The following is a 23,935-nucleotide window of genomic DNA, read 5'->3' as shown; positions in this document are numbered from 1 at the left end:
GCGGTCAGGGCAGTCTGGGGCCATATCGGCCGCGCCGCAACCCTCGCCGGCCTCGCCTTTCCTCCGGCGCCCGGCCCTCAGCCCTTCTTGCGGCTCATCTCGATCATGCGCTCGACGGCGGCGCGGGCCGGGGCGGCGATCGGGGCGGGGATGGTCACTTCCTCGCTCATCGTGTGCAGCGACCACAACACGTTTTCCAGATTGATGCGCTTCATGTGCGGGCAGATATTGCAGCCGCGCAGGAAGTCGACCCCGGTGGCCTCGGAGGCCACATTGTCCGACATCGAGCATTCGGTGACCATGACGACGCGGGCGGGGCGGGTCGATTTCACCCAGTCGATCATCGCCGCGGTGGAGCCGGCGAAATCCACCGCCTCGATCACCTCGGGCGGGCATTCGGGATGGGCGATGATGCTGGCGGCGGGATAGGCGTGGCGCAGTTCGGCGATGTCGCCGGCGGTGAAGGTCTCGTGCACCTCGCAGGCGCCGGCCCAGGTGATGATCTTCTTGTTGGTCTTCTTGGCGGTGTTCTGCGCCAGGTACTGATCGGGGATCATGATGACGCTGTCGCCGGCGACGGCCTCGACGATGTCGAGCGCGTTGGAAGAGGTGCAGCACACATCGGTCACCGCCTTCACCGCCGCCGAGGTGTTGACATAGGTGACCACCGGCACGCCCGGATAGCGCTCGCGCATGGCCAGGACGTCCTCCGCGATGATGCTTTCGGACAGCGAGCAGCCGGCGCGGCTGTCGGGGATCAGCACGGTCTTTTCCGGGTTGAGCAGCTTGGAGGTCTCGGCCATGAAATGGACGCCGCACTGCACGATCACCGACTGGTCGACGCGCGTGGCCTCGATGGCCAGTTGCAGGCTGTCGCCCACCACGTCGGCGACGCCGTGATAGATTTGCGGCGTCTGGTAGTTGTGGGCGAGGATGACGGCGTCCTTTTCCTTCTTCAGCCGGTTGATCTGGAAGATCAGCGGCGCGAAGAACGGCCATTCGACCTGGGGGATGCGGTCGCGCATGCGCTCGTAGAGGGCGCCGGTCTCGCGCTCCACGGCCGGGGAGAACTTCAAATCGAAGCTGTCGGCGAGGATGGCCCGCGCCTCGGAAAGCGGGGTTACCGCATTGATCGTCTGCATCACTGGAAACCTCCCGCCGCGACGGGGCGGAACCTAGGGATTTTTGCCCGTCATTGCAATGAATGGCCTTGCACGAACCGGATCGTCCGCCTAACCCTCGCAGCGGACCTTGCCAATCGGGAGACGACGCCATGCCGCAGGACGCCAATGCCATCCGTTCCATCCTCTCGCTCGCCCCGGTGGTGCCGGTGATCGTCCTCGACGATGTCGCCAGGGCGCGGCCATTGGCCGAGGCGCTGGTGGCGGGCGGCCTGCCGGTGCTGGAGGTGACGCTGCGCACCCCCAACGCGCTCAAGGTGATGGAGGAGATGGGCAAGGTGACCGGGGCCATCGTCGGCTCGGGCACGGTGCGCCATGCCGCCCATATGAAGCAGTCGGTGGAGGCCGGCTGCCGCTTCATGGTCTCGCCGGGCGCCTCGCCGCGCCTGCTCGATGCGGCCGAGGACGTGGCCATTCCGCTGCTGCCGGGCATCGGCACCCCCACCGAGGCGATGGCGGCGGCCGAGCGCGGCTATGGCTTCCTCAAATTCTTCCCGGCCGAGGCCATGGGCGGCGCCCCGGTGCTCAAGGCCTTCGCCTCGCCCCTGCCCGACATCACCTTCTGCCCCACCGGCGGCATCGACGCGGCCAGGGCCGGGGCCTATCTGGCGCTGCCCAATGTCATCTGCGTGGGCGGTTCCTGGGTCATGCCGGCCGAGGCGCTCGAGGCCGGGGACTTTGCCCGGATCGAGGCGCTGGCGCGGGAAGCCGCGGCGCTGAAAAGCTAGAGGCTTTCATGTTTTGACGGAATCGGCGACCAGCGCTCCCTCCCCCTTGAGGGGAGGGTTGGGGAGGGGGTGGATCTGACGGATCACCGAAGGACCCCCACCCCCGACCCCTCCCCTCAAGGGGGAGGGGAGCAAGAAGGCGCTGGCGCGGGAAGCCGCGGCACTGAAAAGCTAAAGCCGGCCGGCGTCGGGCGGCGGCGGCGCCTCGCGGGCCGGAGGGAGGACGGGCCGGATGAGTGCTGAAATTCCCGACCACGGGCTGGGCCATTTGCGGGTCGTGCTCACCGCCGGCGCCTATATCGGGCCGGGCCGGGCGGATTTGCTCGAAAAGATCGACCAGACCGGCTCCATCGCCGCCGCCGGCAAGGCGATGGGCATGAGCTACAAGCGGGCCTGGAGCCTGGTGCAGGCGCTCAACGAGGGTTTTGGGGCGCCGCTGGTGCTCTCGAGCCGGGGCGGGGCCGGGCAGGGCGGGGCCAGCCTCACCCCGCGCGGGCGGGAGGTGCTTTCCCGCTATCGCGCCATGCAGGAACACACGAGAAGCGCGATCGCGGCGGATGTGGCGGCGCTGCGGGCGCTGGTCATCGATCCTGCCGGTTGAACATAGCGCTTGCCCGGGGCCGGGTTTTTCGTCATCGATATGTTTGTCAAAACATATCGGAGATCGGCCGTGCTTCGCCTCCTGCTTTCCGCCGCCCTGTTCGTCACCGCCGCCCTGCCGGCCCTGGCCGAAACGGTCCATGTGGCGGTGGCGGCCAATTTCACCGCCGTGGCCGAGGAGCTGGCGGAGATGTTCGCCGCCGAGACCGGCCATGAGGCGGTGCTGAGTTTCGGGGCCACCGGCCAGCTCTATGCCCAGATCACCCAGGCGGCGCCCTTCGGGGTCTTCCTCGCCGCCGATACGGAGCGGCCCGAACTGGCGGTCGCCGAGGGGTTCGCGGTGGAGGGGAGCTTCTTCGTCTATGCCGAGGGCCGGCTGGCGCTCTACGGCCCCGGCCGCGACCTTGCCGATGGCGAGGCGGCGCTGCGGGGCGAATTCTCCAGGCTCGCCATCGCCGATCCGGCCGCCGCGCCCTATGGGCAGGCGGCGGTGGAGACGCTGACCGCGCTGGGCCTCTATGCGGCGCTGGAGCCGCGCCTGGTGCAGGGCGAGAACATCTCCCAGACGCTGCAATTCGTCGAAAGCGGCAATGCCGAGCTGGGCTTCGTCGCCGCCAGCCAGGTGCCGGCCCAGGCGGGCCGATGGCTGGTGCCCGCCGGGCTGCACGCGCCCATCGCCCAGGGCGCGGTGCTGCTCGCCGAGGGCGCGGCCAATCCGGCGGCGCTGGCCTTCATCGATTTCATCCGGTCCGAGGCGGCGGTGGCGGTGATCGAGGCCGCCGGCTATTCGGTCCCCTGAGCGCTGCCGGGCGGGCTCGCGAGCTACAGAAGATTTTGACGCATGGACCTCGTCCCGCTGCTTTCCCCCATCGGCCTCACCCTGGCGCTGGCTTTCTGGGTCACCGTCATCCTGCTCGTGGTCTCGACGCCGCTGGCCTGGTGGCTGGCCCATGGCCGCTGGGCCGGGCGCGAGGTGGTGGGGGCGGTGGTTACCCTGCCGCTGGTGCTGCCGCCCACCGTGCTGGGCTTTTACCTGCTGCTGGCGCTCGGTCCCAGCGGGCCGGGCGGGGCGCTGGCCGGGCTGTGGGGCGCGCGCACGCTGGCCTTCTCCTTTGCCGGCCTGGTCATCGGCGGGGTCATCGCCTCGCTGCCCTTCATGGTGCAGCCGCTGCGCAATGCCTTCGCCGCTATCGGCCTGGAGGTGCTGGAGGCGGCCGACACGCTGGGCGCCTCGCGCCGGCAGCGGTTCTGGCGCGTCGTCCTGCCCCTGGCGCGGCCGGGCTATCTGGTGGGCGGCATCATGGCCTTCGCCCACACCATGGGCGAATTCGGCGTGGTGCTGATGATCGGGGGCAATATTCCGGGCCAGACCAAGGTGCTCTCCATCGCCATCTACGATTTCGTCGAGCGGCTGGAATGGGACAGAGCGCATATGCTGGCCGGCGGCATGGTGGCCTTCGCCTTCCTCGTCGTCTTCGGCACCCTGCTGGTCAATCGCCGCGCCACCGCGCCGCGGGAATGAGCGCTGGCTTCACAGCCGCATTGACGACTAACATGTCAGTTGCTAGGGCAAGCCGGAAAACAGCCGGAGGGCGCAGCGATGCCTGCCATGGACAAGGTGCTCACCGTCGAGGAAATGATGCTGCTGGCGCGCCGCCGCGTGCCCAGGATGTTCTTCGACTATGCCGATAGCGGCTCTTACACCGAGAGCACCTATCGCGAGAACGAGAGCGATTTTTCCCGCATCAAGCTCAACCAGAAGGTGGCGGTGAACCTGGAGGGGCGCAATCTCCGGGTGAAGATGCTGGGCCGCGACATCGCCATGCCGGTGGCCATCGCCCCGGCGGCGACCGGCGGCATGCAGACCGCTGACGGCGAGATCAAGGCGGCGCGGGCGGCGGAGAAATTCGGCATTCCCTTCTCGCTCTCGACCATGAGCGTCTGCTCCATCGAGGACGTGGCGGAAAACACCAGCGCGCCGTTCTGGTTCCAGCTCTACGTGATGCGCGACCGCGACTTCGTCAACCGGCTGATCGACCGGGCCAAGGCGGCCAACTGCTCGGCGCTGATCCTGACCATGGACCTGCAGATCCTGGGCCAGCGCCACAAGGATATCCGCAACGGGCTCTCCACCCCGCCCAAATTCACCGCCCATTCGGTCTGGCAGATGATGCAGCACCCGCTCTGGTGCCTGCGCATGCTCGGCACCGGGCGCCGCACCTTCCGCAATATCGTGGGCCATGTGAGCGGCGATCACGACCTCGCCTCGCTCTCGGCCTGGACCGCCAGCCAGTTCGACCCGACGCTCAACTGGAGCGATATCCGCTGGGTCAAGGAGCGCTTCGGCGGCCCGGTCATCGTCAAGGGTGTGCTCGACGCCGCCGATGCACAGGCCGCCATCGACAATGGCGCCGACGCCATCGTCGTCTCCAATCACGGCGGCCGCCAGCTCGACGGGGCGCCCTCCACCATCCGCGTGCTGCCCGAGATCGTCGATGCGGTCGGCCACAGGACCGAGGTGTATCTGGACAGCGGCATCCGCTCCGGCCAGGACGTGCTGCGGGCGCTGGCCTATGGCGCCAGATCGACCTTTATCGGGCGCCCCATGCTCTACGGGCTGGGCGCGGGCGGCGAGGCGGGCGTCGCCCGGGTGCTCGAGATCATCCGCAAGGAGCTCGACACCACCATGGCGCTATGCGGCGAGCGCGACATTCTCGATGTAGGCCTGCACAACATCTATTCCAACGACATCCCGCCCCGCAACGCCCCCAAACGCGGCTGAAACCCTCAAGCCGAGAGGCCGGCCCCTTCGCCTCCCTCCCCCTTGAGGGGAGGGAATGAGGGTGGGGGTTCGGGATTGTTCGGGAATCCGACTGATCCATCGAGAAAATCGATGGCGCGATCCCCTCAAAGCGCGCGATAATTCCTTCCCTCCCGTGGGCGCAATTGCCCGAACACCGTCCCGGCCAGCGCCTGCAGCGCTTCGGGCGGGACGGCGCCGACAATGGTGCAGGTCACCCGCTCGTCGGCCCAGTAGAGGGCGCTGTCGGGGCCGAAGCGCACCGTTTCGAGCTCGGGGCCGTCGATGCCGCGGGCGGGGGTGATATAGAGCGTGATCCGCTCGCCCTCCGCATTTTCATACATGAGCTGGGCGGCGCGGCCCCCCGCCAGCCCCGGCGCCGGCAGCAGCCGCCCGCCCAGAAAACTCAGCGCCGCCTCGCTGAGATCGGGCGGGACGAGGTCCATGCCCAGCCGGTCGGAGAGCCAGGCCGACAGATGCGCGCCCTCGCTGCCCGCCACCTCCACCGCGTGGCGGCTCTCGGCGGCATAGACGGTATGAGCGCTGACCGCGTCGGCGATCAGCCGGTCATAGAGGGCGGGCGCGGCCGGAACCGGACGCAGCGTCAGGCCGGCGGCGAGCCCCAGGACCAGGGCGGCGGCGATGGAGGCGGCGATGGCCAGGTGACGCCGGCGCCGGCGCGCCTGCCCGAGCGCCAGGCGGTGGGGGTCGAGCCGGGCGGGCACGGCCTCGGCCTCCACCGGCCGGTAGAGCGCGCTGATGGCGTCGCCCTGGCGGCGCAGCGCCGCCAACTCGGCCAGCGCCGCTTCGTCGCCGGCCAGGCGGGCCTCGAAATCGGCGCGGTCCGCTGCCGGGAGCGCGTCGTCGAGATAGGCCATCAGCCGATCGCGGTCGGTATCGCTCATTTGACGGTCCTCAGATGCGGTTCGGCCGGGTGGCCGGTCAGCAGCCGCAGCGTGGCGCGGGCGCGCCCGAGCCGGCTCATCAGCGTGCCCGGCTTGATGTCGAGGATGGCGGCGGCCTCGGCATAGGCCAGCCCCTCCAGCGTCACCAGCAGCAGCGCCTCCTTCTGCTCGAGCGGCAGGGTGTCGATGGCGCGGGCCAGTTCCGCCAGCGCCAGATGGCCGGGCTGGGGCGGGGGCACGCCCGGCTCGGGCAGGGCGTCCAGCCCCAGCGGCGCGGCCCGGCGGCGCCGGCTGCGCAGGTCGTTGCGGTGGAGATTGGTGAGCATGGTGAAGAGCCAGGGGCGCAGGGGGCCGCGCGGGCGGAACAGGCTGCGCCGCGCGATGGCCCGTTCGAGGCAATCCTGCACCAGATCGTCGGCGTGGTCGATATCGTGGGTCAGCGCCCGTGCATAGCGCCGCAGCGCCGGCACATTGGCTTCCAGCTCATCGAGGAAATCGGCCACGCCCGGGCTCCCGGCCTATTCGAGGGCCAGGTGCCAGACGCCGCCGACCCCGTCGCCGGTGATGTCGCCGGGCGCGGCGTCCTCGTACCAGTAATAGAGCGGCATGCCCTTATAGGCCCACATGGCGGTGCCGTCGGTGCGCTCGACCACGGTGAAATCGCCTTCGGGCTCGGCCTCCGCATCGGCAAACAGCGGCGGCCATTTGACGGCGCAATCGTCGTAGCAATTGGAGACGCCCGGCTCGTCATTGTCGAAGATGTAGAGCGTCATGCCATTGGCGTCGGTCAGCACCATCTGGCCGCCGATATCGGTGGATTGGACGGCGCCGTCCAGATAGTCGGCCCCGAGCGCCGGGGCGGCGAAAAGGGCGAGGGCGGCGGCGCCGGCGATGAAGCGGGATGAAAGCATGGGGAAATCCTCCTGTTGCCGAGCCGCGTCGGCGGCTCTGCTCTCATCAACACCGCCGCGCCGTCTTTCATCCCGCTGGAGGCGAAAAAAACCAAGCGCCGGGCCGCCCGGCCGTCTTCACCCCTCCTGCGGCGCCGGCTTTTCGGTCTCGCGCAGCACCCAATAGGCGATGCTGGCCAGCAGCGAATTGATGTTCTTGAGCGCCCGCACCGTCTCGAGATGGATATTGCTGGTGGCGATGGATTGCTGGGCGCCCTCGCGCAGCCGCACCAGATGCTCGGTGGCGCTGGCCCGGCCGGCATCGCCCAGCGAGGCCTTTTCGGCCAGCAGCAGCTTGGCCGAGGCGCGGTCCTCCGACATCAGCACGTTGAGCGCCAGATGCAGGTTCTCCACCACGTGCCGGTGCAGGTCGTTGAGCTCGCGCCAGCCGGCGGGCGAGAACTTCACCTTCTGCTCGGCGCGGGTCTCGGCCAGCTTGACCAGGGTTTTGACCACCGCGTCGCCCACATATTCGAGATTGATGGCGAACTGCGCCAGCTCCTGTCCGCGCAGGGCGTCCGGCCCGTCCGGATGCGGATAGCGGATGCGCGAGAGATAGAGCTTGATATCGGACTGGGCGGCATTGACCGCTTCCTCCAGCCGCTTGATCTCGCGGATCTTTTCCGGGTCGGCGGTGCGGTAGAGGTCCATCACCGGCTCCAGCATGCGCTCGACGATTTCGGCCATGCGCAGCAATTCGCGCTTGGCGCTGGCCAGGGCCAGCACCGGCTGCTCGATCAGCCGGTCGTCGAGCCGCACCGGCGAGATCGACTGGCCGGCCTCGCCCGGGGCGGGGCGTACCAGCTTTTCGGTCAGCCGCGCCATTGGCGTGGTCAGCGGCAGCGCCAGCAATAGCAGCACGGCGTTGAAGGCGAGGTGGAAATTGACGATCTGGTGCGCCGCGCCGGGGCCGAGCCAGTCGCCCGGAATATGGCTGAGCCAGAGCAGGCCCAGCGTCACCGCGCCCAGCGTGGCGCGGAACAGCAGATTGCCCAGGGTGATGCGCTTGGCGGCGGTCGAGCCGGCGCGGGTCAGCACGAAGGCGATGACGCCGCTGCCCAGATTGGAGCCCAGCACCAGCGCCGCGCCCAGCTCGAACGGGATCAGCCCCTGTCCGGCGAAGGCCGCGACCAGAAGGATGAAGGCGACGCTGGAATGGATGATCCAGGTGAAGGCGGCGGCCAGGAGGAAAGCGGTGAAGGGATCGCCGGCCAGATAGGCCACGATATTGGGCAGCACCGGGGCGTCGCGCAGCGGCGCGGTGGCGTCGCCGATCAGGCGCAGCGACACCAGCACCAGGGCGATGCCCACCACGATGCGGCCGGCCTGGCGGATGTCGCGGGTGCGGCCGCGAAAGAACATCATGCCGCCCGCCACCATCAGCAGCGGCATCAGCCAGGCCGGGTTGAGGCTGAGGAACTGCACCACCAGGGCCGAGCCGAGATCGGCGCCGAGCATGGTGGCGAGGCCCACCGACAGGGTCAGCTTGCCGCTGGCGGCGAAGCCGGCGGCCAGCAGGGCGACGGCGGTGGAGCTTTGCAGGAGGATGGCCACGAGGCCGCCCAGGCCCGCCGCCTTGACATGGCCTCGCCTGCCCTGGCTCAGCAGCCGGTTCAGCACCGCCTTTTGCGAGCGCTCCATGCCGGTGCGCACCATGCGCGTCGCCCACAGCAGCAGGGTCACGGCGCCGGCGATGTTGATCAGAACGAGGTACAGATTCATTTCGTACAGGCCTATTTCACCTTTCTTGGTCGTTTGGATAGAGACGTATTCGGGAATCAGATTGTCGACCCAAGACGCGCGATCGGCAATCCCTTTGTTATATAAGGGTTTTATATGGCAATCCTATGCCCTTGAGGTTAAGGATTTCCGCCGGGGCGGCGTTTGTGCCGCGCGTTCCCTTCCGGACCGTCTGGCGGCGCGCGCCCCGATGATGTTATGGCACGCCGCAATAGTTTTTTCGAGGAGCAGGGCATGTTCGTGGTGGGGGGCGAAAGCCTGATCGATCTGGTGCCGGTTTCGGCCGAGCCGGGCGCCGAGCGGCTGGCGCTGGCGGGCGGATCGCCCTTCAATTGCGCCCTGGCGCTGGCGCGGCTGGGCAACGATACCGGGTTCCTCTGCCCCATCAGCCGGGACGAGCATGGCGACCTGCTGCTGGCGCGGCTGGCCGAGGCCGGCGCCGGGGTGCTGCTCGGGGAGCGGGTCGAGGCCCCCACCACAAGGGCGATCGTCACCTTCAACGCCCGGATGCAGGCCAGCTATGTGTTCGAGCGCGGCGCCGACCGGGCCTTCACCCGCGAAGGCCTGCTGGCGGCGCTGCCGCAACGGGTCGAGCTCTACCAGATCGGCGGCTTCTGCCCCATCGAGGCCGAGGACGCCGTGGTGTGGTCGGCGGTGGTGGAGGCGGCGCTGGCGCGCGGGGCGGTGGTCTCCATCGACATCAATGTGCGCGAGAAGCTGATCGGGGACGAGGCCGGCTATCGGGAGCGCCTTTCGGGCTTTCTCGACCGCGCCCATATCGTCAAGCTCTCGGACGAGGACCATCGCTGGCTGGCGCCGGACCGCACCATAGCGGCCCATGCCGCCGAACTGCTCGGGCGGCCCAATTGCGAACTGGTGGTGGTGACGCTGGGCGAGGAAGGCTCGCTCGCCTTTTCGCGCCGGGCCGAGGCGCGGGCAGTTATCTACACCCCCCCGGTCTTCGGCGATACTGTGGGGGCGGGGGACAGTCTCATGGCCGGCATTCTCACCTGGCTGGCCGAGAACGACGCCCTCGCGCCCGGCCGGCTGCCGGCGCTGGACGATGCGGCGCTCGCCGCCATGCTGCGCTTCGGCGCGGTGGTCGCCGGCCTCAACTGCGCCGAGAAAGGCTGCAAACCCCCGACCCGTGCCGAAGTGGAGGCCGTGCTGGCCGAGGCGTGAGGCCGGCCGGCGCTCGTCGATGCGGCTCCGGCGCGCCCCGATGCAGTCGCTTTTGCTAACGATGTGCTGACCTTGGCCCCGGCCTTGCGGCAGCATGCGGGGCCCGGCCGCCTTCACCTCGCAAGCTGTTGATTTCGTGCCCGATTGCGCCGCGCGCCGTCCTCTGCTCAGATCGCGCGTCCCTGCCTGGAGGTTGGCATGAAAAAGCGCTGGTGGGCCGTTCTCGCCCTGGTTCTGGTCGGGATGGTCGCCGGCTCCTACCTGCTCCGCCCGATCGCCGGCCCGCCGCGCGACCTGACGCTGAGCGGCGATGCGGCGCGCGGTCATTATCTGATCAGGCTGGGCGGTTGCGTCGCCTGCCATACCGATGCCGCCAATGGCGGGGCCCTGCTGGCGGGGGGCGCGGCGCTCGAGACCGATTTCGGCAGCTTCGTCGCTCCCAACATCACCTCCGATCCGCAATTCGGCATCGGCGGCTGGACGCTGGCGCAGTTTTCGGCGGCGATGAGCGACGGCATGGGGCCGCAAGGTCATCTCTATCCGGCCTTTCCCTTTGAAAACTATACGCTTATGAGCGATCAGGAGATTGCCGACCTTTATGCCGCGCTGCTGGAAACCGAGCCGGTCGCGGCGCCGGCGGCGTCCAGCCGCATCGCCTTTCCGTTCAATATCCGCACCGCCATGGCCGGCTGGAAGGCGCTGTTCTTCTCGCCGGCCCGTTTCGAGCCCGAGGCGGACCGGTCGGAAATCTACAATCGCGGCAAATACCTGGCCTATGGCCCCGCCCATTGCGTCGCTTGCCACACGCCGCGCAACGCGCTGGGGGCGCTGGACTGGGACCGGGCCTTCGCCGGCTCGCCGGGCGGCACCGGCGGGCGGGCGCCCGCCATCACCGCACCCGCCCTCGCGGCGGAGGGCTATGACGTCGAGACGCTGGCCCAGACGCTCAGGGACGGGTTCACGCCGGGCTTCGATATTCTGGGCGGAACCATGGGCGAGGTGATCGCCGATTCAACCAGCCACTGGACCGACGCGGATCTTTTCGCCCTGGCGAGCTATCTTCTGGCTGAATGATCAAGCACTTGCGCGGATGTCCAACGCTTCGCCCAGCGTCATTTCCGTGTGGCGGCCCCACTTATCCTCGGCCTGCGGAAAGTCGGTACGATAGTGCCCGCCCCGGCTCTCGGTGCGCATGAGCGCGGCGGCGACGACGAGGGTGGCGGAGGTGGTCATGTTGAGATAGGCGCTGGTGACCCATTCGGCGCCCTGTTCGAGCCGGGCGATCTCGCGCAGGGCGCGCCGCAGTCCGTCCGCGTCGCGTTCCACGCCCACCAGCCTGCTCATCACAAGGCGCAGGTCCTGCACCGCAGGGGTGTTGCGCAGCTTCTGCTCGGCCCGGTTGCCCTCGGCCTCGTCCCAGGCGATGCCGCGAAAGGGCGCCAGCGCCCGCGCCGCTTCCAGCCCGCCGATATCCTGGGCGATGCGGGCGCCGAAGACGATGGCCTCGAGCAGCGAATTGGAGGCGAGGCGGTTGGCGCCGTGCAGCCCGGTGCAGGAGGCTTCGCCGCAGGCCCACAGGCCCGGCAGGGAGGAGCGGCCGCGCTCGTCCACCTTGACCCCGCCCATATGGAAATGGGCCGCCGGGGTCACCGGAATCGGCGCGGTCGCCGGGTCGATGCCGGCCTCGAGGCAGTAGCGGGTGACGGTGGGGAAGCGCGCCGATATGGCGGCGCCGAGCGCCTTGCGGGTGTCGAGGAAGACGCGCCGGCCGGCGGCGAGCTGGCGGAAGGCGGCACGGGCGACGATATCGCGCGGGGCCAGTTCCGCATCGGGATGGATGGCGGGCATGAAGCGCTCGCCCCGGTCGTTGACCAGGATGGCGCCTTCCCCCCGCAGCGCCTCGGTGGCGAGGGGCGCCGGGTCGGCGCCGGTGGCGATGGCGGTGGGGTGGAACTGCACGAATTCGGGATCGGCGATCACCGCGCCGGCCCGCGCCGCCATGCCCATGGCGTGGCCCCTGACGCCGGGCGGGTTGGTGGTGACGGCGTAAAGGCCGCCGAGACCCCCGGCGGCCAGCACGGTGGCGCGGGCGCGGATGAAGATGGGCTCGGAATAGCGGTCGCCCAGCCGCCGCCCGTAAATGCCCACGACCCGGCCATCGTCGCGGGCGAGGCTCAGCGCGGTGATGCCTTCGACGACGCGGATCGAGGGCGTCCCGCGCACCCGGGCGACGAGGGCCTGCATGATGGCGCGGCCGGCCCGGTCGCCCTCGACCTTGACGATGCGGCTGGTCGAATGGGCGGCTTCGCGGCCCAGCGCGAAATTACCCAAAGCGTCGCGGTCGAAGGGGGTTCCCCAGCGCGCGAGGTCCTCGATGCGGGCGATGGCCTCGGCGGTGACGGCTTCGGCGGTGCCGTGGTCGACGATGCCGGCTCCCGCCATCTCGGTGTCCTGCGCATGGGCATGGGGGCTGTCGCCCGCGCCCATGGCTGCCGCCACCCCGCCCTGGGCCCAGGCGGAAGAGGCACCGGTTCCCAATGGCTTGGGCGAGAGGACGGTGACCGGCAGGGGGGCGAGCTTGAGGGCGGTGAACAGGCCGGCCAGCCCCGCTCCCACGATCAGCGCGCCGTCGGCATCGAGGGTGTTGTCGAATATGGTCATGTGTGGTCCCCGGCCGCGGGCGAAGCCGCCGCCGCCTTTTGGGCGGCATAGAGCGCGCGCCGGAAACGGGCAAGGGCGGCCGGAAAACAAAACGCCCTCTCCGGCGGGAGAGGGCGAAAAATCCGTCCGGGGGCCGGATCAGGCGCTATAGGCCCTGACGTTCTGGGTCTGCTCGCCCAGGCCCTCGATGCCCAGCCGCATGACGTTGCCGGGCTGGAGCCAGACCGGGTCGGGCTTGATGCCCATGCCGACGCCGGGCGGGGTGCCGGTCGAGATGATGTCGCCCGGCTGCAGGCTCATGAACTGGCTGACATAGGAGACCACCTTGGCCACGCCGAAGATCATGGTCCGGGTGGAGCCGTCCTGGTAGCGCTTGCCGTCGACCTCGAGCCACATTTTGAGGTCCTGCGGGTCGGCGACCTCGTCGGCGGTCACCAGCCAGGGGCCGATGGGGCCGAAGGTGTCGCAGCCCTTGCCCTTGTCCCAGGTGCCGCCGCGCTCGGTCTGGAAATGGCGCTCCGAGACGTCGTTGACCACGCAATAGCCGGCCACGTGCTCGAGGGCGTTCTCCTCCTCGACATAGCGGGCCTCCTTGCCGATGACGACCCCGAGTTCGACTTCCCAGTCGGGCTTGAGGGCGTTCTTGGGAATGACGACGTCGTCATTGGGGCCGATGATGGCGCTGGTGGCCTTCATGAAGATGATCGGCTCCTTGGGGATCGGGGCGCCGGTCTCGGCGGCATGGTCGGCGAAGTTGAGGCCGATGCAGATGAACTTGCCCACATTGGCGACGCAGGGACCGATGCGCTGGCCCTCGTCGAGCCGCGGCAGCAGCCCGATATCGGTGCCGCGGATGCGGGCGAGGCCTTCGGGTGTCAGGGTCTGGCCGCCAATGTCGCCGACAATGCCGGACAGGTCGCGAATGGAGCCGTCGGCGGCGAGGATGGCGGGCTTTTCGGCGCCTTCGGCGCCAACACGAAGCAGTTTCATGGCGGGTCTCCAAAAATACCGTTCTGGCCATACAGGCTGGCATGTCGGCCTGTCGAGGCCGACCTTGGACCGATCCGTCCGGTTTTACGCGGCATCGGGGCGGATGACGCCCTTTTTGAGGATGATATTGCCGTAAAGGCGGCTTTCCCCGGTCTGGACGATGGCGGCGGCCTGGCGCGCCCGCTCGTAGAAGGCGAAGCGCTCGATGGTGGCAAAGCCCATGCCCGGCTCGTGGCGCCGCACGATGTCCTCGAACAGGTCGTAGATGGGCTGGCGGGCGTCCGGATCGCCGACCACCGCCATGCCGATGGCCGCCTCCTCGACGAAATCGTCGAGCGGCATCAGGGTCAGGATGGCTTCGAGCATGTCGGTGGCGGAGATGCCATCGGCGCGGATCGCCGTGGGGCCGAGGAACTCGGCTGGGAAATTGGCGTCGGCGATGACGATCTCGTCGCCATGGCCCATGGCGCGCAGCGTGGCGAGCAGTTCGGGTCCGAGCAAAGGCGGTATGCGCTTGAGCATGATGGGGTTTCCGTGGTTCAGCCGAAGGGGAAATCCGCCGTGTCCGCGGCGAATTCCGCGCCGTCGGCGAACAAGGCGGGGTGGTCGCGGGCAAAGGCGAACAATTCGATCATCACCGCGTCGATATGGGCGCGGATGGCGGCGATCGCCCGGCCCGAATCGGCGGCGAGGATGCCGTCGAGGATCGCCTGGTGCTCGGCGATGGTATGGTTGAGGCGGCGCGGCGTGATGATGAGGCGCCTGGCCCGGTCGAGATTGGCGCGGGCGCGGTCGATGATCGACTTCACCTTGGTGAAGCGCATGGAGCGGAAGATGATGTCGTGGAAATCGACGTCGATCTGGTGGAAGGCGCCGGCGTCGTCCCGGGAGGCGGCCTCGCGCTGGGCGGCCATATTGGCGTGCAGGGCTTGGATGACCTCGGCGTCGTGATTGCCGATCAGGACCCGCAGCGCCTCGCTTTCCAGCCCCTTGCGGATGAGCATGTATTCGCGCACGTCGGCGATCCGCACCAGCGAGACGGCCGAGCCGCGCTGGGGGGCGATATCGACCAGCCCTTCCTCGGCCAGCCGCGCCAGCGCCTCGCTGACCGGAAAGCGCGAAACGCCCAATTGCGTGCAGATCGCGGTCTTGTCGAGCATGGTTCCGGGGGGCAGGGCCATGGTGACGATGGCCTGGCGCAGCGTGTTGGTGACGTCGAGGGTGACGCTGCCGCGCGAGAAAGCACCCTCGGGACGCAGAAAGTCGTAGGAACCGGCTTCCGTTTTCATGCTAACATGTTAGTTAGGGTGCCAATGCTTGACAAGGTCCGTGCCTTTCCGATGCGTGCGCAATCTGGCGGCAAACGATCTTGAGGTAAAGTACCTGGACTCCGGACTGCAAAGGCCCCGCAGATGACTGAAACCATGACCCGCCCAGAGGGCAAGACGCTCGTGCTCAACGCCGCCGACAATATCGCGGTGGCGCTCGCCAATCTCGATGTCGGGGCGGCGACCGCCCAGGGCGTCGCTATCGTGCGGCGGGTTCCGCGCGGCCACAAATTCGCCACCCGCCCCATCGCGGCCGGCGAGGCGATCCTGAAATTCGGCCAGATCATCGGCTTCGCCAAGGAAGGCATCGCCGCCGGCGACTGGGTGCACGAGCACAATTGCGGCATGGGCGGGCCCGACGGCTCGCTGGAGCACGACTACGCCTTCGCCGAAGGGGCGGTGCCGGTGGATTTCGTGCCGGCGGCGCAGCGGGCGACGTTCGAAGGCTATCGCCGCGCCAACGGCTCGGTGGGCACGCGCAACTATATCGGCATCCTGACCTCGGTGAACTGCTCGGCCACGGTGGCCAAGTTCATCGCCGAGGCGGTCAACCGCTCGGGCATCCTCGAGGACTATCCGGAGATCGACGGCGTGGTGCCGTTCGTGCACGGCACCGGCTGCGGCATGGAAAGCCGGGGCGAGGGTTTCGACATCCTCAAGCGCACCCAGTGGGGCTATACGTCCAACCCCAATCTGGGCGCGGCGCTGCTGGTGGGGCTGGGCTGCGAGGTGTTCCAGATCGGCCGCATGAAGGAAATCTACGGCATCGAGGAGAGCGACACTTTCCAGACCATGACCATCCAGGAGCGTGGCGGCACGCGCAAGATGATCGAATGGGGCGTCGAGAAAGTGCGGGAGATGCTGCCCGTCGCCGCCGCCGCGCGGCGCGAGACGGTGGATGCGAGCCATCTGACCCTGGCGCTGCAATGCGGCGGCTCGGACGGCTATTCGGGCATCACCGCCAATCCGGCGCTGGGTCATGCCGCCGATATCCTGGTGCGCCATGGCGGCACCGCGATCCTTTCGGAAACGCCGGAAATCTACGGCGCCGAACATCTGCTCACCCGCCGCGCCGCGACCGAGGAAGTGGGCCGCAAGCTGATCGAGCGCATCCATTGGTGGGAGGATTACACGCGCCGCAACCATGGCGAGATGAACAACAACCCCTCGCCGGGCAACAAGCTGGGGGGGCTCACCACCATTCTGGAAAAGTCGCTCGGCGCAGCGGCCAAGGGCGGCACGACGCCGCTGACCGCGGTTTACGAATATGCCGAAAAGGTCACCGAAAAAGGGTTCGTGTTCATGGATACGCCCGGCTTCGATCCGGTTTCGGCCACCGGCCAGGTCGCGGGCGGCGCCAATGTGCTGGCCTTCACCACCGGGCGCGGCTCGGCCTATGGCTGCAAGCCGGTACCCTCGATCAAGCTGGCCACCAATTCGGACATGTATGCGCGCATGCAGGACGACATGGACATCAATTGCGGCGATATCGTCGAAGGGGTCTCCATCGAGGCCAAGGGGCAGGAAATCTTCGATCTCATGCTCGAAGTGGCCTCGGGTCGGGAAACCCGGTCCGAGGCGCTGGGCTATGGCGACAATGAATTCGTGCCCTGGCAGGTTGGGGCGGTGATGTAGGGCGCCTTATTCCTCCGCGAACCGCACCGCCCCGATATGGGGCAGGTTGCGGTTGCGCTGGGCGAAGTCGATGCCGTAGCCGACAACGAACTCGTCGGGAATGTCGAAGCCGATCCAGCGGGCATCGACCTTGGCCTCGCGCCGCGACGGCTTGTTGAGCAGGGCGCAGACCTCCATGCGGCGCGGATGGCGGGTCTCGAGGATTTCGAGCACGTGCTTCAACGTATGGCCGGTATCGATGATATCCTCGACCACCAGCACGTCGCGGCCGGCGATCTCGCCGCGCAGGTCCTTGAGGATGCGCACCTCCCGGCTCGATTCCATGGCATTGCCATAGGATGAGGCCTCGATGAAATCGACCTCCACCGGCAGATCGATCTCGCGCACGAGATCGGCGATGAAGATGAAGGAGCCGCGCAGCAGGCCGACCACGACCAGCTTGTCGGTATCGGCGAAATAGCGCGAAATCTCGTCGGCCAGCGCCTCGACGCGGGCCGCGATGGCCTTGGCGGAAATGAGCTGGTCGACGGTATAGGGGGTCTGGGTCACGTGCATGGCCTTGCGCTGGGGCGTCATCACCCGGCGTCCGGGTGATCCAGCGGTGTTTGAAGCATCCATGGCTGGCCCGGACAAGCCGGGCCATGACGATTTTCGGGGTTATGCTTCCTCAGCGCGGCAGATCGGTCCGGCCCATCAGGTCGGAATCGATGGCGCGGGCGGCCTGGCGGCCTTCGCGGATGGCCCAGACCACCAGCGACTGGCCGCGCCGCATGTCGCCGGCGGCATAGACGCCCGGCTCGGTGGTGCGGTAGCTCATGGTGTCGGCGAACAGATTGCCGCGCGCATCCAGATCGGCGCCCAGTTCGGCCAGCATGCCCTCCTGCACCGGGCCGGCAAAGCCGATGGCGAGCAGGACGAGATCGGCCCGGATGGAGAAGGCCGAGCCTTCGATGGGCTGGCGCTGGCGGTCGACGCGGGCGCATTCGACGTGGCTGACCTGGCCCCCGGCATCGCCGAGAATGCGCATGGTGCCGGCGGAAAATTCACGGATGGCGCCCTCGGCCTGGGAGGAGGAGGTGCGCATCCTGACCGCCCAATTGGGCCAGTTGGTCAGCTTGTCCTCCAGTTGCGGGGGCATGGGGCGCACGTCGAGCTGGGTCACGGCGATGGCGCCCTGGCGGAACGAGGTGCCGATGCAGTCGCTGGCCGTATCGCCCCCGCCCACCACCACCACATGCTTGCCGGCGGCGCTGAGCTGGACCTCGCCCGCGACGTTCTCCCCGCCATTGCGCCGGTTCTGCTGCACGAGGAAGGGCATGGCGTAGTGGACGCCGGCAAGGCCGCTTCCCTCCACCTCCACCGGGCGGGGGAGTTCGGCGCCGCCCGCCAGCAGCACCGCGTCGTGGTCCTGCCGCAGGCGGGCCAGCGGAATGTCGACGCCGACATTGACGCCGTAGTGGAACACCACGCCTTCGGCTTCCATCTGGGCGACGCGGAAATCGATATGGCGCTTTTCCATCTTGAAGTCGGGAATGCCGTAGCGCAGCAGCCCCCCGGCCCTGGGCTCGCGTTCATAAAGATGGACGTCATGGCCGGCGCGGGCCAGTTGCTGGGCGGCGGCGAGGCCGGCTGGACCGGAGCCGACAATGGCGATTGTCTTGCCGGTCCGGAGCTGGGGCGGCTGCGGCTGCACCCAGCCGGCGCGGATGGCCTTGTCGGCGATGGCCTGTTCCACCGTCTTGATGGCGACCGGCACATCCTCGAGATTGAGCGTGCAGGCCTCCTCGCAGGGCGCCGGGCAGATGCGGCCGGTGAATTCGGGGAAATTATTGGTCGAGTGCAGGTTGCGCGCCGCCTCCTGCCAGTCGCCGCGATAGACCAGGTCGTTCCAGTCGGGGATCTGGTTGTTGACCGGGCAGCCGGTGTCGCCATGGCAATAGGGCACGCCGCAATCCATGCAGCGCGCCGCCTGGTCGGTCACCCGGCTCTCGGCGAGCGGAATGGTGAACTCGCCGAAATGGCGGATGCGGTCGGAAGCCGGCTCATAGCGCGGTTCCTCGCGGTCGATTTCGAGAAAGCCGGTGACCTTACCCATGGCTTTGTCCTATCTGCTTGCAGCGCCGCAGCGCTTTGCTCAACTTTTCTCCGGGTCATCCCCGCGAAAGCGGGGACCTCTGTTTCACATTGCGGGGCCTGCAACGGAGGTTCCCGCTTTCGCGGGAATGACTCGGTGGTTCGGTCTGATGCCGGTGCTATTCCGCCGCCGCCTGCAGGTCCGAGGCGCGCTTCTTCTCCATCTCGAGGATGGCGCGGCGATATTCGACCGGCATGACCTTGACGAAGCGGGGCCGCATCCCGGCCCAGTTCTCGAGAATGTGCCGGGCCTTGGCCGAGCCGGTATAATGCAGATGATTGGAGATGAGCTGGTGCAGGCGCTCGTCGTCGTGCCGGGTCATGTCGCCGGAAATATCGACGCGGCCGTGCCATTCGAGATCGCCGCCGTGATGATGAAGCCGGCGCATCAGGTCCTCTTCCTCCTCGACCGGTTCGAGATCGACCATGGCCAGATTGCAGCGGGAGCGGAAGCTGCCGTCCTCGTCCAGGACATAGGCGATGCCCCCCGACATGCCGGCGGCGAAGTTGCGGCCGGTGGGCCCGATGACGACGACGAGACCGCCGGTCATATATTCGCAGCCGTGATCGCCCGTGCCCTCCACCACCGCGATGGCGCCGGAATTGCGCACCGCGAAGCGTTCCCCGGCAATGCCGCGGAAATAGGCCTCGCCGGCAATGGCGCCGTACAGCACGGTATTGCCCGCGATGATGGAGTTTTCCGGCGCGAACCCGGCCCCGTCGGCGGGGCGCACGACGAGGCGGCCGCCCGAGAGGCCCTTGCCGACATAATCGTTGGCGTCACCAACCAGGTCGATGGAAATGCCCCGGGCGAGGAAGGCGCCGAAGGACTGGCCGGCGGTGCCGCGCAGGGTGATGGCGATGGTGTCGTCGGGCAATCCTGCATGGCCGTGGCGCCGGGCCACCGCGCCGGACAGCATGGCGCCGGCGGAGCGGTCGCGGCTGCGGATGGGCAGCTCGATCCGCACGGGATCGCCGCCCTCGAGCGCCGGCCGGGCCAGCTCCACCAGCCTGCGGTCGAGCACCGCCTCGAGGTGATGGTCCTGGCGTTCGGCGTGGTGGATGGGATCGTCGCCAACGGGCTCGGGCTTATGCAGGAGGCGGGTGAGGTCGATGCCCCGGCTCTTCCAGTGATCGTCGGCGCGGCGCTGGCCGAGCAGGTCGGCGCGCCCGATCAGCTGGTCCAGCCTATGGGCTCCCAGCCCGGCCATCAGCCCGCGCAATTCCTCGGCGACGTAGAAGAAATAATTGATGACGTGTTCGGGCGTGCCCTTGAAGCGCTTGCGCAACACCGGGTCCTGGGTGGCGACGCCGACCGGGCAGGTGTTGAGATGGCATTTGCGCATCATGATGCAGCCGGCGGCGATCAGCGGGGCGGTGGAAAAGCCGAATTCGTCGGCGCCCAGCAGCGCTCCGACCAGGACGTCGCGGCCGGTCTTGAGGCCGCCATCGACCTGGAGGCGGACCCTGGCGCGCAGGCGGTTGAGCACCAGCGTCTGGTGGGTTTCGGCAAGGCCGATCTCCCAGGGGCCGCCGGCATGTTTCAGCGAGGTCAGGGGCGAGGCGCCGGTGCCTCCGTCATAGCCGGAAATGGTGATGTGGTCGGCGCGGGCCTTGGCGACACCCGCCGCCACCGTGCCCACGCCCATTTCCGACACCAGCTTGACCGAGATGTCGGCGGCCTCATTGACGTTCTTGAGATCGTAAATGAGCTGGGCCAGATCCTCGATGGAATAGATGTCGTGGTGGGGCGGGGGCGAGATGAGGCCGACGCCGGGGGTGGAGTGGCGGGTCTTGGCGACGATCCAGTCGACCTTATGGCCGGGCAATTGCCCGCCTTCGCCGGGCTTGGCGCCCTGGGCCACCTTGATCTGGATCTGGTCGGCATTGACCAGATATTCGGCGGTGACGCCGAAGCGCCCGGAGGCGACCTGCTTGATGGCGCTGCGCAAGGGATTTTGCACGCCTTCGGGAAGGGGCCGGTAGCGGTCGGGTTCCTCGCCGCCCTCGCCGGTATTGGACTTGCCGCCGATGCGGTTCATCGCCTGGGCCAGGGTGGTATGGGCCTCGCGGGAGATGGAGCCGAAGCTCATGGCCCCGGTGACGAAGCGGCGGACGATGGCGGCTGCCGGCTCCACCGCGCCGATGTCGATGGCCGGTCCGAGCGGTCTGATGTCGAGCAGATGGCGAATGGCGCGATAGCCGTTTTCGCCCGAGTTCACCCGGGCGGCGAAGCTGTCATAGCGGGCCTGGGCGGTTTCGGGATTTTCCGCCTGGGAGCGGACGGCATGCTGCAGATCGGCGACCACGTCGGGCGACCAGGCATGCTTCTCGCCGCGGATGCGATAGGCGTATTCGCCGCCGATATCGAGCGCCTTGCGCAACAGGGCATCGTCGCCGAAGGCCAGATCGTGCCGCCGCACCGTTTCCTCGGCGACTTCCCTCAGGCCCACCCCTTCGATGGCGGTGCCGGTGCCGAAGAAATATCTGGCGACGAAATCGGAGTTGAGACCCACCGCGTCGAAGATCTGCGCGCCGCAATAGGATTGATAGGTCGAGATGCCCATCTTGGACATGACCTTGAGGAGGCCCTTGCCGACGCTCTTGATATAGCGCTGCACCACCTCGTCGGCGGAAACCTCTTCGGGGTAGTGACCCTCGGCGTGGAGCGAGCGCAGGGCTTCGAAGGCGAGATAGGGATTGATCGCCTCGGCGCCATAGCCGGCCAGCATGGCGAAGTGGTGGATTTCCCGCGCCTCGCCGGTTTCGACCACGAGGCCGGTCGAGGTGCGCAGCCCCTTGCGGATCAGGTGATGATGCGCCGCCGCCAGGGCGAGGAGGGTGGGGATGTCGAGCCGGTCGGCGGCGACCAGCCGGTCGGAGAGGATGATGATGTTGTATTCGCCGCGCACCGCCTCCTCGGCGGCCTGGCAGAGCGCCTCGATCGCCGCTTCCATCCCCTCGGCGCCGTTTTGCCTGGGATAGGTGATGTCGAGCGTTTTCGTCCTGAACTGGTTGGTTCCGATTGCGCCGATGCCGCGGATCTTCTCCAGATCCTCATTGGTGAGCACGGGCTGGCGCACTTCCAGGCGCTTGAGCGTCGACAGGCCCTCGAGGTCGAACAGGTTCGGGCGCGGGCCGATGAAGGAGACGAGGCTCATCACCGATTCCTCGCGGATCGGGTCGATGGGCGGATTGGTGACCTGGGCGAAATTCTGCTTGAAATAGGTGTAGAGCAGCTTGGGCCGGTCCGAGAGCGCCGATAGCGGCGTGTCCGTGCCCATCGAGCCCACGGCTTCCTGGCCGGTCGTGGCCATGGGGTCGATCAGCAGCCTGATGTCCTCCTGCGTATAGGCGAAGGCCTGAAGCCGGTCGAGCAGGGCCGCGCTGGGCTCGGGCGCCTTGGGCGGCACGGGCGGCAGGTCCTCGAGCACGATCTGGGTGCGGGCCAGCCAGTCGGCATAGGGATTGGCGGTGGCCAGCGTCGCCTTGATCTCGTCATCGGAGATGATACGGCCCTGTTCCAGGTCGATCAGCAGCATGCGGCCCGGCTGCAGGCGCCAGCGCTCGACCACGTCCTCGTCGGGGATGTCGAGCACGCCGGATTCCGAGGCCAGGACCACATGGCCTTCCCTGGTCACCAGATAGCGGGCGGGGCGCAGCCCGTTGCGGTCGAGCGTCGCCACCACATAGCGGCCATCGGACATGCTCATCGCCGCCGGGCCGTCCCAGGGTTCCATCAGCGAGGCATGGTATTGATAGAAGGCGCGGCGCTTTTCATCCATCAGCGGATTGCCGGCCCAGGCTTCGGGAATGAGCATCATCGCCGCATGGGGCAGGGGATAGCCGCCGCGCACGAGGAATTCGAGCGCATTGTCGAAGCAGGCGGTGTCGGACTGGCCCTCATAGGAAATCGGCCAGAGCTTTCCGATATCCTCGCCGAAATAGCGCGAATGCACCGAGGCCTGGCGGGCCGCCATCCAGTTCACATTGCCCCTGATGGTGTTGATCTCACCATTATGGGTGGTCATGCGATAGGGGTGGGCCAGCTTCCAGGAAGGAAAGGTGTTGGTGGAAAAGCGCTGATGCACGAGGGCGATGGCGCTTTCGAAATCGGGTTCGGTCAGGTCGGGATAGAAGGCGCCGAGCTGGTCGGCGAGGAACATGCCCTTATAGACTAGGGTGCGGGCCGACATGGAGACGACGTAAAAGCCGTTATCCCCGGCGCTTTCAGGCACCTTATCATAGACGGTGTTGGAAACGACCTTGCGGGCGATGAAGAGCCGGCGCTCGAATTCATCGAGGGTGAGGTCGGGGGGGCGGGCGATGAAGATCTGCTCGATGAAGGGCTGGGTGGCGATTACGCCGGCGGACAGCTTCGAATTGTCGGTAGGCACGACGCGCTCGCCGAGGACTGTCAGGCCTTCGGCGGCGAGGCAATCATGAACGAGAGCGGCGCAGCGGTCGCGCAGGTCCGGGACATTGGGATGGAACACCATCGCCACGGCATAATGGTGCCTGTCGGGCAGGGCGAAAGGCAGCGTCCGGGCGAAGAAGGCATGCGGGGTCTGCACCAATATGCCGGCGCCATCGCCCATCAGCGGGTCGGCGCCCACGGCGCCGCGATGTTCGAGATTTTCGAGGATTTCGAGACCCTTTTCCACCACTTCGTGGCTGGGTCTGTTCCTGATATTGGCGATCATGCCGATGCCGCAGGCATCGTGCTCGCGTTTGGGATCGTAAAGTCCTTGTGCCGCCGGCCGCCCCTTGATGGGGCCGGCGGCCCGGTGTCGTGTGGGGGTTTGGTTCGATCCCGCTGGGCTGATGACCATGATGAATTCCCTTAAACTGAGGCGCGAGGCCGGTGGACGCGAGCGGCGGGCGCATCCCGCCGAAAACTGCGGACAGGTCGGGGTTCGGGTCGCACATCGTACGGCTCGGAGGGCACCTCTGTCCATTCCGGGAAGCGGCTCTGCATCCAAATGGCCGCCTTGCTTCGGGCCCGCATGGGACCCCGCGGCTCCGCCTGCCCTTAAGAGCCTCGGGACCCGCGCATGCGCCCGGCGCGGAGAGCGCGGGCACATGTAATTAAGGCAGGAGTG

20 protein-coding genes are annotated in these 23,935 nt (G+C 67.9%); 8 read left to right on the top strand and 12 right to left on the bottom strand.

Annotated features, from left to right (window positions below; translation table 11 throughout):
• Positions 1–77 precede the first annotated feature (77 nt).
• Positions 78–1,142, bottom strand: a complete 1,065-nt coding sequence (gene nadA, locus ACFOOL_RS03755) for a quinolinate synthase NadA (RefSeq protein ID WP_380094983.1) — start codon at positions 1,140–1,142, stop codon at positions 78–80.
• Positions 1,143–1,273: 131 nt separating this feature from the next.
• Between nadA and eda the strand changes: the two genes are divergently transcribed.
• The 5 genes from eda to ACFOOL_RS03730 all read left to right on the top strand — a co-directional run bounded on the left by eda (position 1,274) and on the right by ACFOOL_RS03730 (position 5,291).
• On the top strand, positions 1,274–1,909 hold the full coding sequence (eda, locus tag ACFOOL_RS03750; RefSeq protein WP_380094982.1) for a bifunctional 4-hydroxy-2-oxoglutarate aldolase/2-dehydro-3-deoxy-phosphogluconate aldolase: 636 nt from the start codon (positions 1,274–1,276) through the stop codon (positions 1,907–1,909).
• Between the two features lie 232 nt (positions 1,910–2,141).
• Complete coding sequence (locus tag ACFOOL_RS03745; protein WP_380094980.1) at positions 2,142–2,510, top strand: winged helix-turn-helix domain-containing protein; 369 nt, start codon at positions 2,142–2,144, stop codon at positions 2,508–2,510.
• Between the two features lie 69 nt (positions 2,511–2,579).
• Positions 2,580–3,308 (top strand): molybdate ABC transporter substrate-binding protein, encoded by a 729-nt coding sequence (modA, locus tag ACFOOL_RS03740; protein ID WP_380094978.1) that lies wholly within the window; start codon positions 2,580–2,582, stop codon positions 3,306–3,308.
• Between the two features lie 42 nt (positions 3,309–3,350).
• Positions 3,351–4,031, top strand: coding sequence for a molybdate ABC transporter permease subunit (modB, locus tag ACFOOL_RS03735; protein ID WP_380094977.1), 681 nt, complete (start codon positions 3,351–3,353; stop codon positions 4,029–4,031).
• A gap of 87 nt (positions 4,032–4,118) precedes the next feature.
• Positions 4,119–5,291, top strand: coding sequence for an alpha-hydroxy acid oxidase (locus ACFOOL_RS03730; protein WP_380095911.1), 1,173 nt, complete (start codon positions 4,119–4,121; stop codon positions 5,289–5,291).
• A 125-nt stretch (positions 5,292–5,416) separates the two neighbouring features.
• Here the strand turns inward: ACFOOL_RS03730 and ACFOOL_RS03725 are convergent, their stop codons facing one another.
• The 4 genes from ACFOOL_RS03725 to ACFOOL_RS03710 form a co-directional block, all read right to left on the bottom strand.
• Positions 5,417–6,214: an anti-sigma factor family protein gene (locus tag ACFOOL_RS03725; RefSeq protein WP_380094975.1), complete on the bottom strand. Its 798-nt coding sequence runs from the start codon at positions 6,212–6,214 to the stop codon at positions 5,417–5,419.
• Positions 6,211–6,717, bottom strand: a complete 507-nt coding sequence (locus tag ACFOOL_RS03720) for a sigma-70 family RNA polymerase sigma factor (RefSeq protein WP_380094974.1) — start codon at positions 6,715–6,717, stop codon at positions 6,211–6,213. Before ACFOOL_RS03720 ends, ACFOOL_RS03725 begins: the two co-directional genes overlap by 4 nt.
• A 15-nt stretch (positions 6,718–6,732) precedes the next feature.
• On the bottom strand, positions 6,733–7,125 hold the full coding sequence (locus tag ACFOOL_RS03715) for a COG4315 family predicted lipoprotein (RefSeq protein ID WP_380094973.1): 393 nt from the start codon (positions 7,123–7,125) through the stop codon (positions 6,733–6,735).
• Positions 7,126–7,242: 117 nt separating this feature from the next.
• A complete protein-coding gene (locus tag ACFOOL_RS03710) occupies positions 7,243–8,886 on the bottom strand; it encodes a Na/Pi cotransporter family protein (RefSeq protein ID WP_380094971.1) in 1,644 nt (547 codons plus the stop codon).
• A 216-nt stretch (positions 8,887–9,102) separates the two neighbouring features.
• On the opposite strand from ACFOOL_RS03710, the gene ACFOOL_RS03705 reads away from it, so the two are divergent.
• Complete coding sequence (locus ACFOOL_RS03705; protein WP_380094970.1) at positions 9,103–10,086, top strand: PfkB family carbohydrate kinase; 984 nt, start codon at positions 9,103–9,105, stop codon at positions 10,084–10,086.
• A 198-nt stretch (positions 10,087–10,284) separates the two neighbouring features.
• Entirely contained in the window at positions 10,285–11,160 is an 876-nt protein-coding gene (locus tag ACFOOL_RS03700; protein WP_380094968.1) for a c-type cytochrome, read from the top strand.
• Here ACFOOL_RS03700 and ACFOOL_RS03695 read toward each other — a convergent pair whose 3' ends face one another.
• From ACFOOL_RS03695 to ACFOOL_RS03680, 4 genes are all read right to left on the bottom strand, one after another.
• Positions 11,161–12,747, bottom strand: coding sequence for an L-aspartate oxidase (locus ACFOOL_RS03695; protein WP_380094966.1), 1,587 nt, complete (start codon positions 12,745–12,747; stop codon positions 11,161–11,163).
• A 138-nt stretch (positions 12,748–12,885) separates the two neighbouring features.
• Positions 12,886–13,737 (bottom strand): fumarylacetoacetate hydrolase family protein, encoded by an 852-nt coding sequence (locus ACFOOL_RS03690; RefSeq protein ID WP_380094964.1) that lies wholly within the window; start codon positions 13,735–13,737, stop codon positions 12,886–12,888.
• 84 nt (positions 13,738–13,821) lie between these two features.
• Entirely contained in the window at positions 13,822–14,259 is a 438-nt protein-coding gene (locus ACFOOL_RS03685) for an RbsD/FucU family protein (protein WP_380094962.1), read from the bottom strand.
• 17 nt (positions 14,260–14,276) lie between these two features.
• Positions 14,277–15,026: a GntR family transcriptional regulator gene (locus tag ACFOOL_RS03680; RefSeq protein WP_380094960.1), complete on the bottom strand. Its 750-nt coding sequence runs from the start codon at positions 15,024–15,026 to the stop codon at positions 14,277–14,279.
• Positions 15,027–15,149: 123 nt separating this feature from the next.
• On the opposite strand from ACFOOL_RS03680, the gene ACFOOL_RS03675 reads away from it, so the two are divergent.
• Positions 15,150–16,700, top strand: a complete 1,551-nt coding sequence (locus ACFOOL_RS03675) for a UxaA family hydrolase (protein ID WP_380094958.1) — start codon at positions 15,150–15,152, stop codon at positions 16,698–16,700.
• A 6-nt stretch (positions 16,701–16,706) separates the two neighbouring features.
• Here the strand turns inward: ACFOOL_RS03675 and hpt are convergent, their stop codons facing one another.
• The 3 genes from hpt to gltB form a co-directional block, all read right to left on the bottom strand.
• Positions 16,707–17,276, bottom strand: a complete 570-nt coding sequence (gene hpt, locus ACFOOL_RS03670) for a hypoxanthine phosphoribosyltransferase (protein ID WP_380094956.1) — start codon at positions 17,274–17,276, stop codon at positions 16,707–16,709.
• A gap of 91 nt (positions 17,277–17,367) precedes the next feature.
• Entirely contained in the window at positions 17,368–18,795 is a 1,428-nt protein-coding gene (locus ACFOOL_RS03665) for a glutamate synthase subunit beta (protein ID WP_380094954.1), read from the bottom strand.
• A 157-nt stretch (positions 18,796–18,952) separates the two neighbouring features.
• Positions 18,953–23,665: a glutamate synthase large subunit gene (gene gltB, locus ACFOOL_RS03660; RefSeq protein ID WP_380094952.1), complete on the bottom strand. Its 4,713-nt coding sequence runs from the start codon at positions 23,663–23,665 to the stop codon at positions 18,953–18,955.
• Positions 23,666–23,935: the final 270 nt, after the last annotated feature.

Origin of the sequence: Devosia honganensis (assembly GCF_042648785.1) — a bacterium.
GTDB lineage: Bacteria > Pseudomonadota > Alphaproteobacteria > Rhizobiales > Devosiaceae > Devosia > Devosia honganensis.
This window is presented reverse-complemented; position numbering and strand designations above follow the sequence as displayed.

Bases quoted from the DNA above. Each gene is read 5' to 3' on its own strand.
- ACFOOL_RS03715 (WP_380094973.1), bottom strand. From the start codon at position 7,125: ATGCTTTCATCCCGCTTCATCGCCGGCGCCGCCGCCCTCGCCCTTTTC.
- eda (WP_380094982.1), top strand. From the start codon at position 1,274: ATGCCGCAGGACGCCAATGCCATCCGTTCCATCCTCTCGCTCGCCCCG.
- ACFOOL_RS03695 (WP_380094966.1), bottom strand. From the start codon at position 12,747: ATGACCATATTCGACAACACCCTCGATGCCGACGGCGCGCTGATCGTG.
- nadA (WP_380094983.1), bottom strand. From the start codon at position 1,142: ATGCAGACGATCAATGCGGTAACCCCGCTTTCCGAGGCGCGGGCCATC.
- hpt (WP_380094956.1), bottom strand. From the start codon at position 17,276: ATGACGCCCCAGCGCAAGGCCATGCACGTGACCCAGACCCCCTATACC.
- ACFOOL_RS03725 (WP_380094975.1), bottom strand. From the start codon at position 6,214: ATGAGCGATACCGACCGCGATCGGCTGATGGCCTATCTCGACGACGCG.
- ACFOOL_RS03675 (WP_380094958.1), top strand. From the start codon at position 15,150: ATGACTGAAACCATGACCCGCCCAGAGGGCAAGACGCTCGTGCTCAAC.
- ACFOOL_RS03690 (WP_380094964.1), bottom strand. From the start codon at position 13,737: ATGAAACTGCTTCGTGTTGGCGCCGAAGGCGCCGAAAAGCCCGCCATC.
- ACFOOL_RS03665 (WP_380094954.1), bottom strand. From the start codon at position 18,795: ATGGGTAAGGTCACCGGCTTTCTCGAAATCGACCGCGAGGAACCGCGC.
- ACFOOL_RS03710 (WP_380094971.1), bottom strand. From the start codon at position 8,886: ATGAATCTGTACCTCGTTCTGATCAACATCGCCGGCGCCGTGACCCTG.
- ACFOOL_RS03685 (WP_380094962.1), bottom strand. From the start codon at position 14,259: ATGCTCAAGCGCATACCGCCTTTGCTCGGACCCGAACTGCTCGCCACG.
- ACFOOL_RS03745 (WP_380094980.1), top strand. From the start codon at position 2,142: ATGAGTGCTGAAATTCCCGACCACGGGCTGGGCCATTTGCGGGTCGTG.
- ACFOOL_RS03730 (WP_380095911.1), top strand. From the start codon at position 4,119: ATGGACAAGGTGCTCACCGTCGAGGAAATGATGCTGCTGGCGCGCCGC.
- ACFOOL_RS03705 (WP_380094970.1), top strand. From the start codon at position 9,103: ATGGCACGCCGCAATAGTTTTTTCGAGGAGCAGGGCATGTTCGTGGTG.
- ACFOOL_RS03680 (WP_380094960.1), bottom strand. From the start codon at position 15,026: ATGAAAACGGAAGCCGGTTCCTACGACTTTCTGCGTCCCGAGGGTGCT.
- gltB (WP_380094952.1), bottom strand. From the start codon at position 23,665: ATGGTCATCAGCCCAGCGGGATCGAACCAAACCCCCACACGACACCGG.
- modB (WP_380094977.1), top strand. From the start codon at position 3,351: ATGGACCTCGTCCCGCTGCTTTCCCCCATCGGCCTCACCCTGGCGCTG.
- ACFOOL_RS03700 (WP_380094968.1), top strand. From the start codon at position 10,285: ATGAAAAAGCGCTGGTGGGCCGTTCTCGCCCTGGTTCTGGTCGGGATG.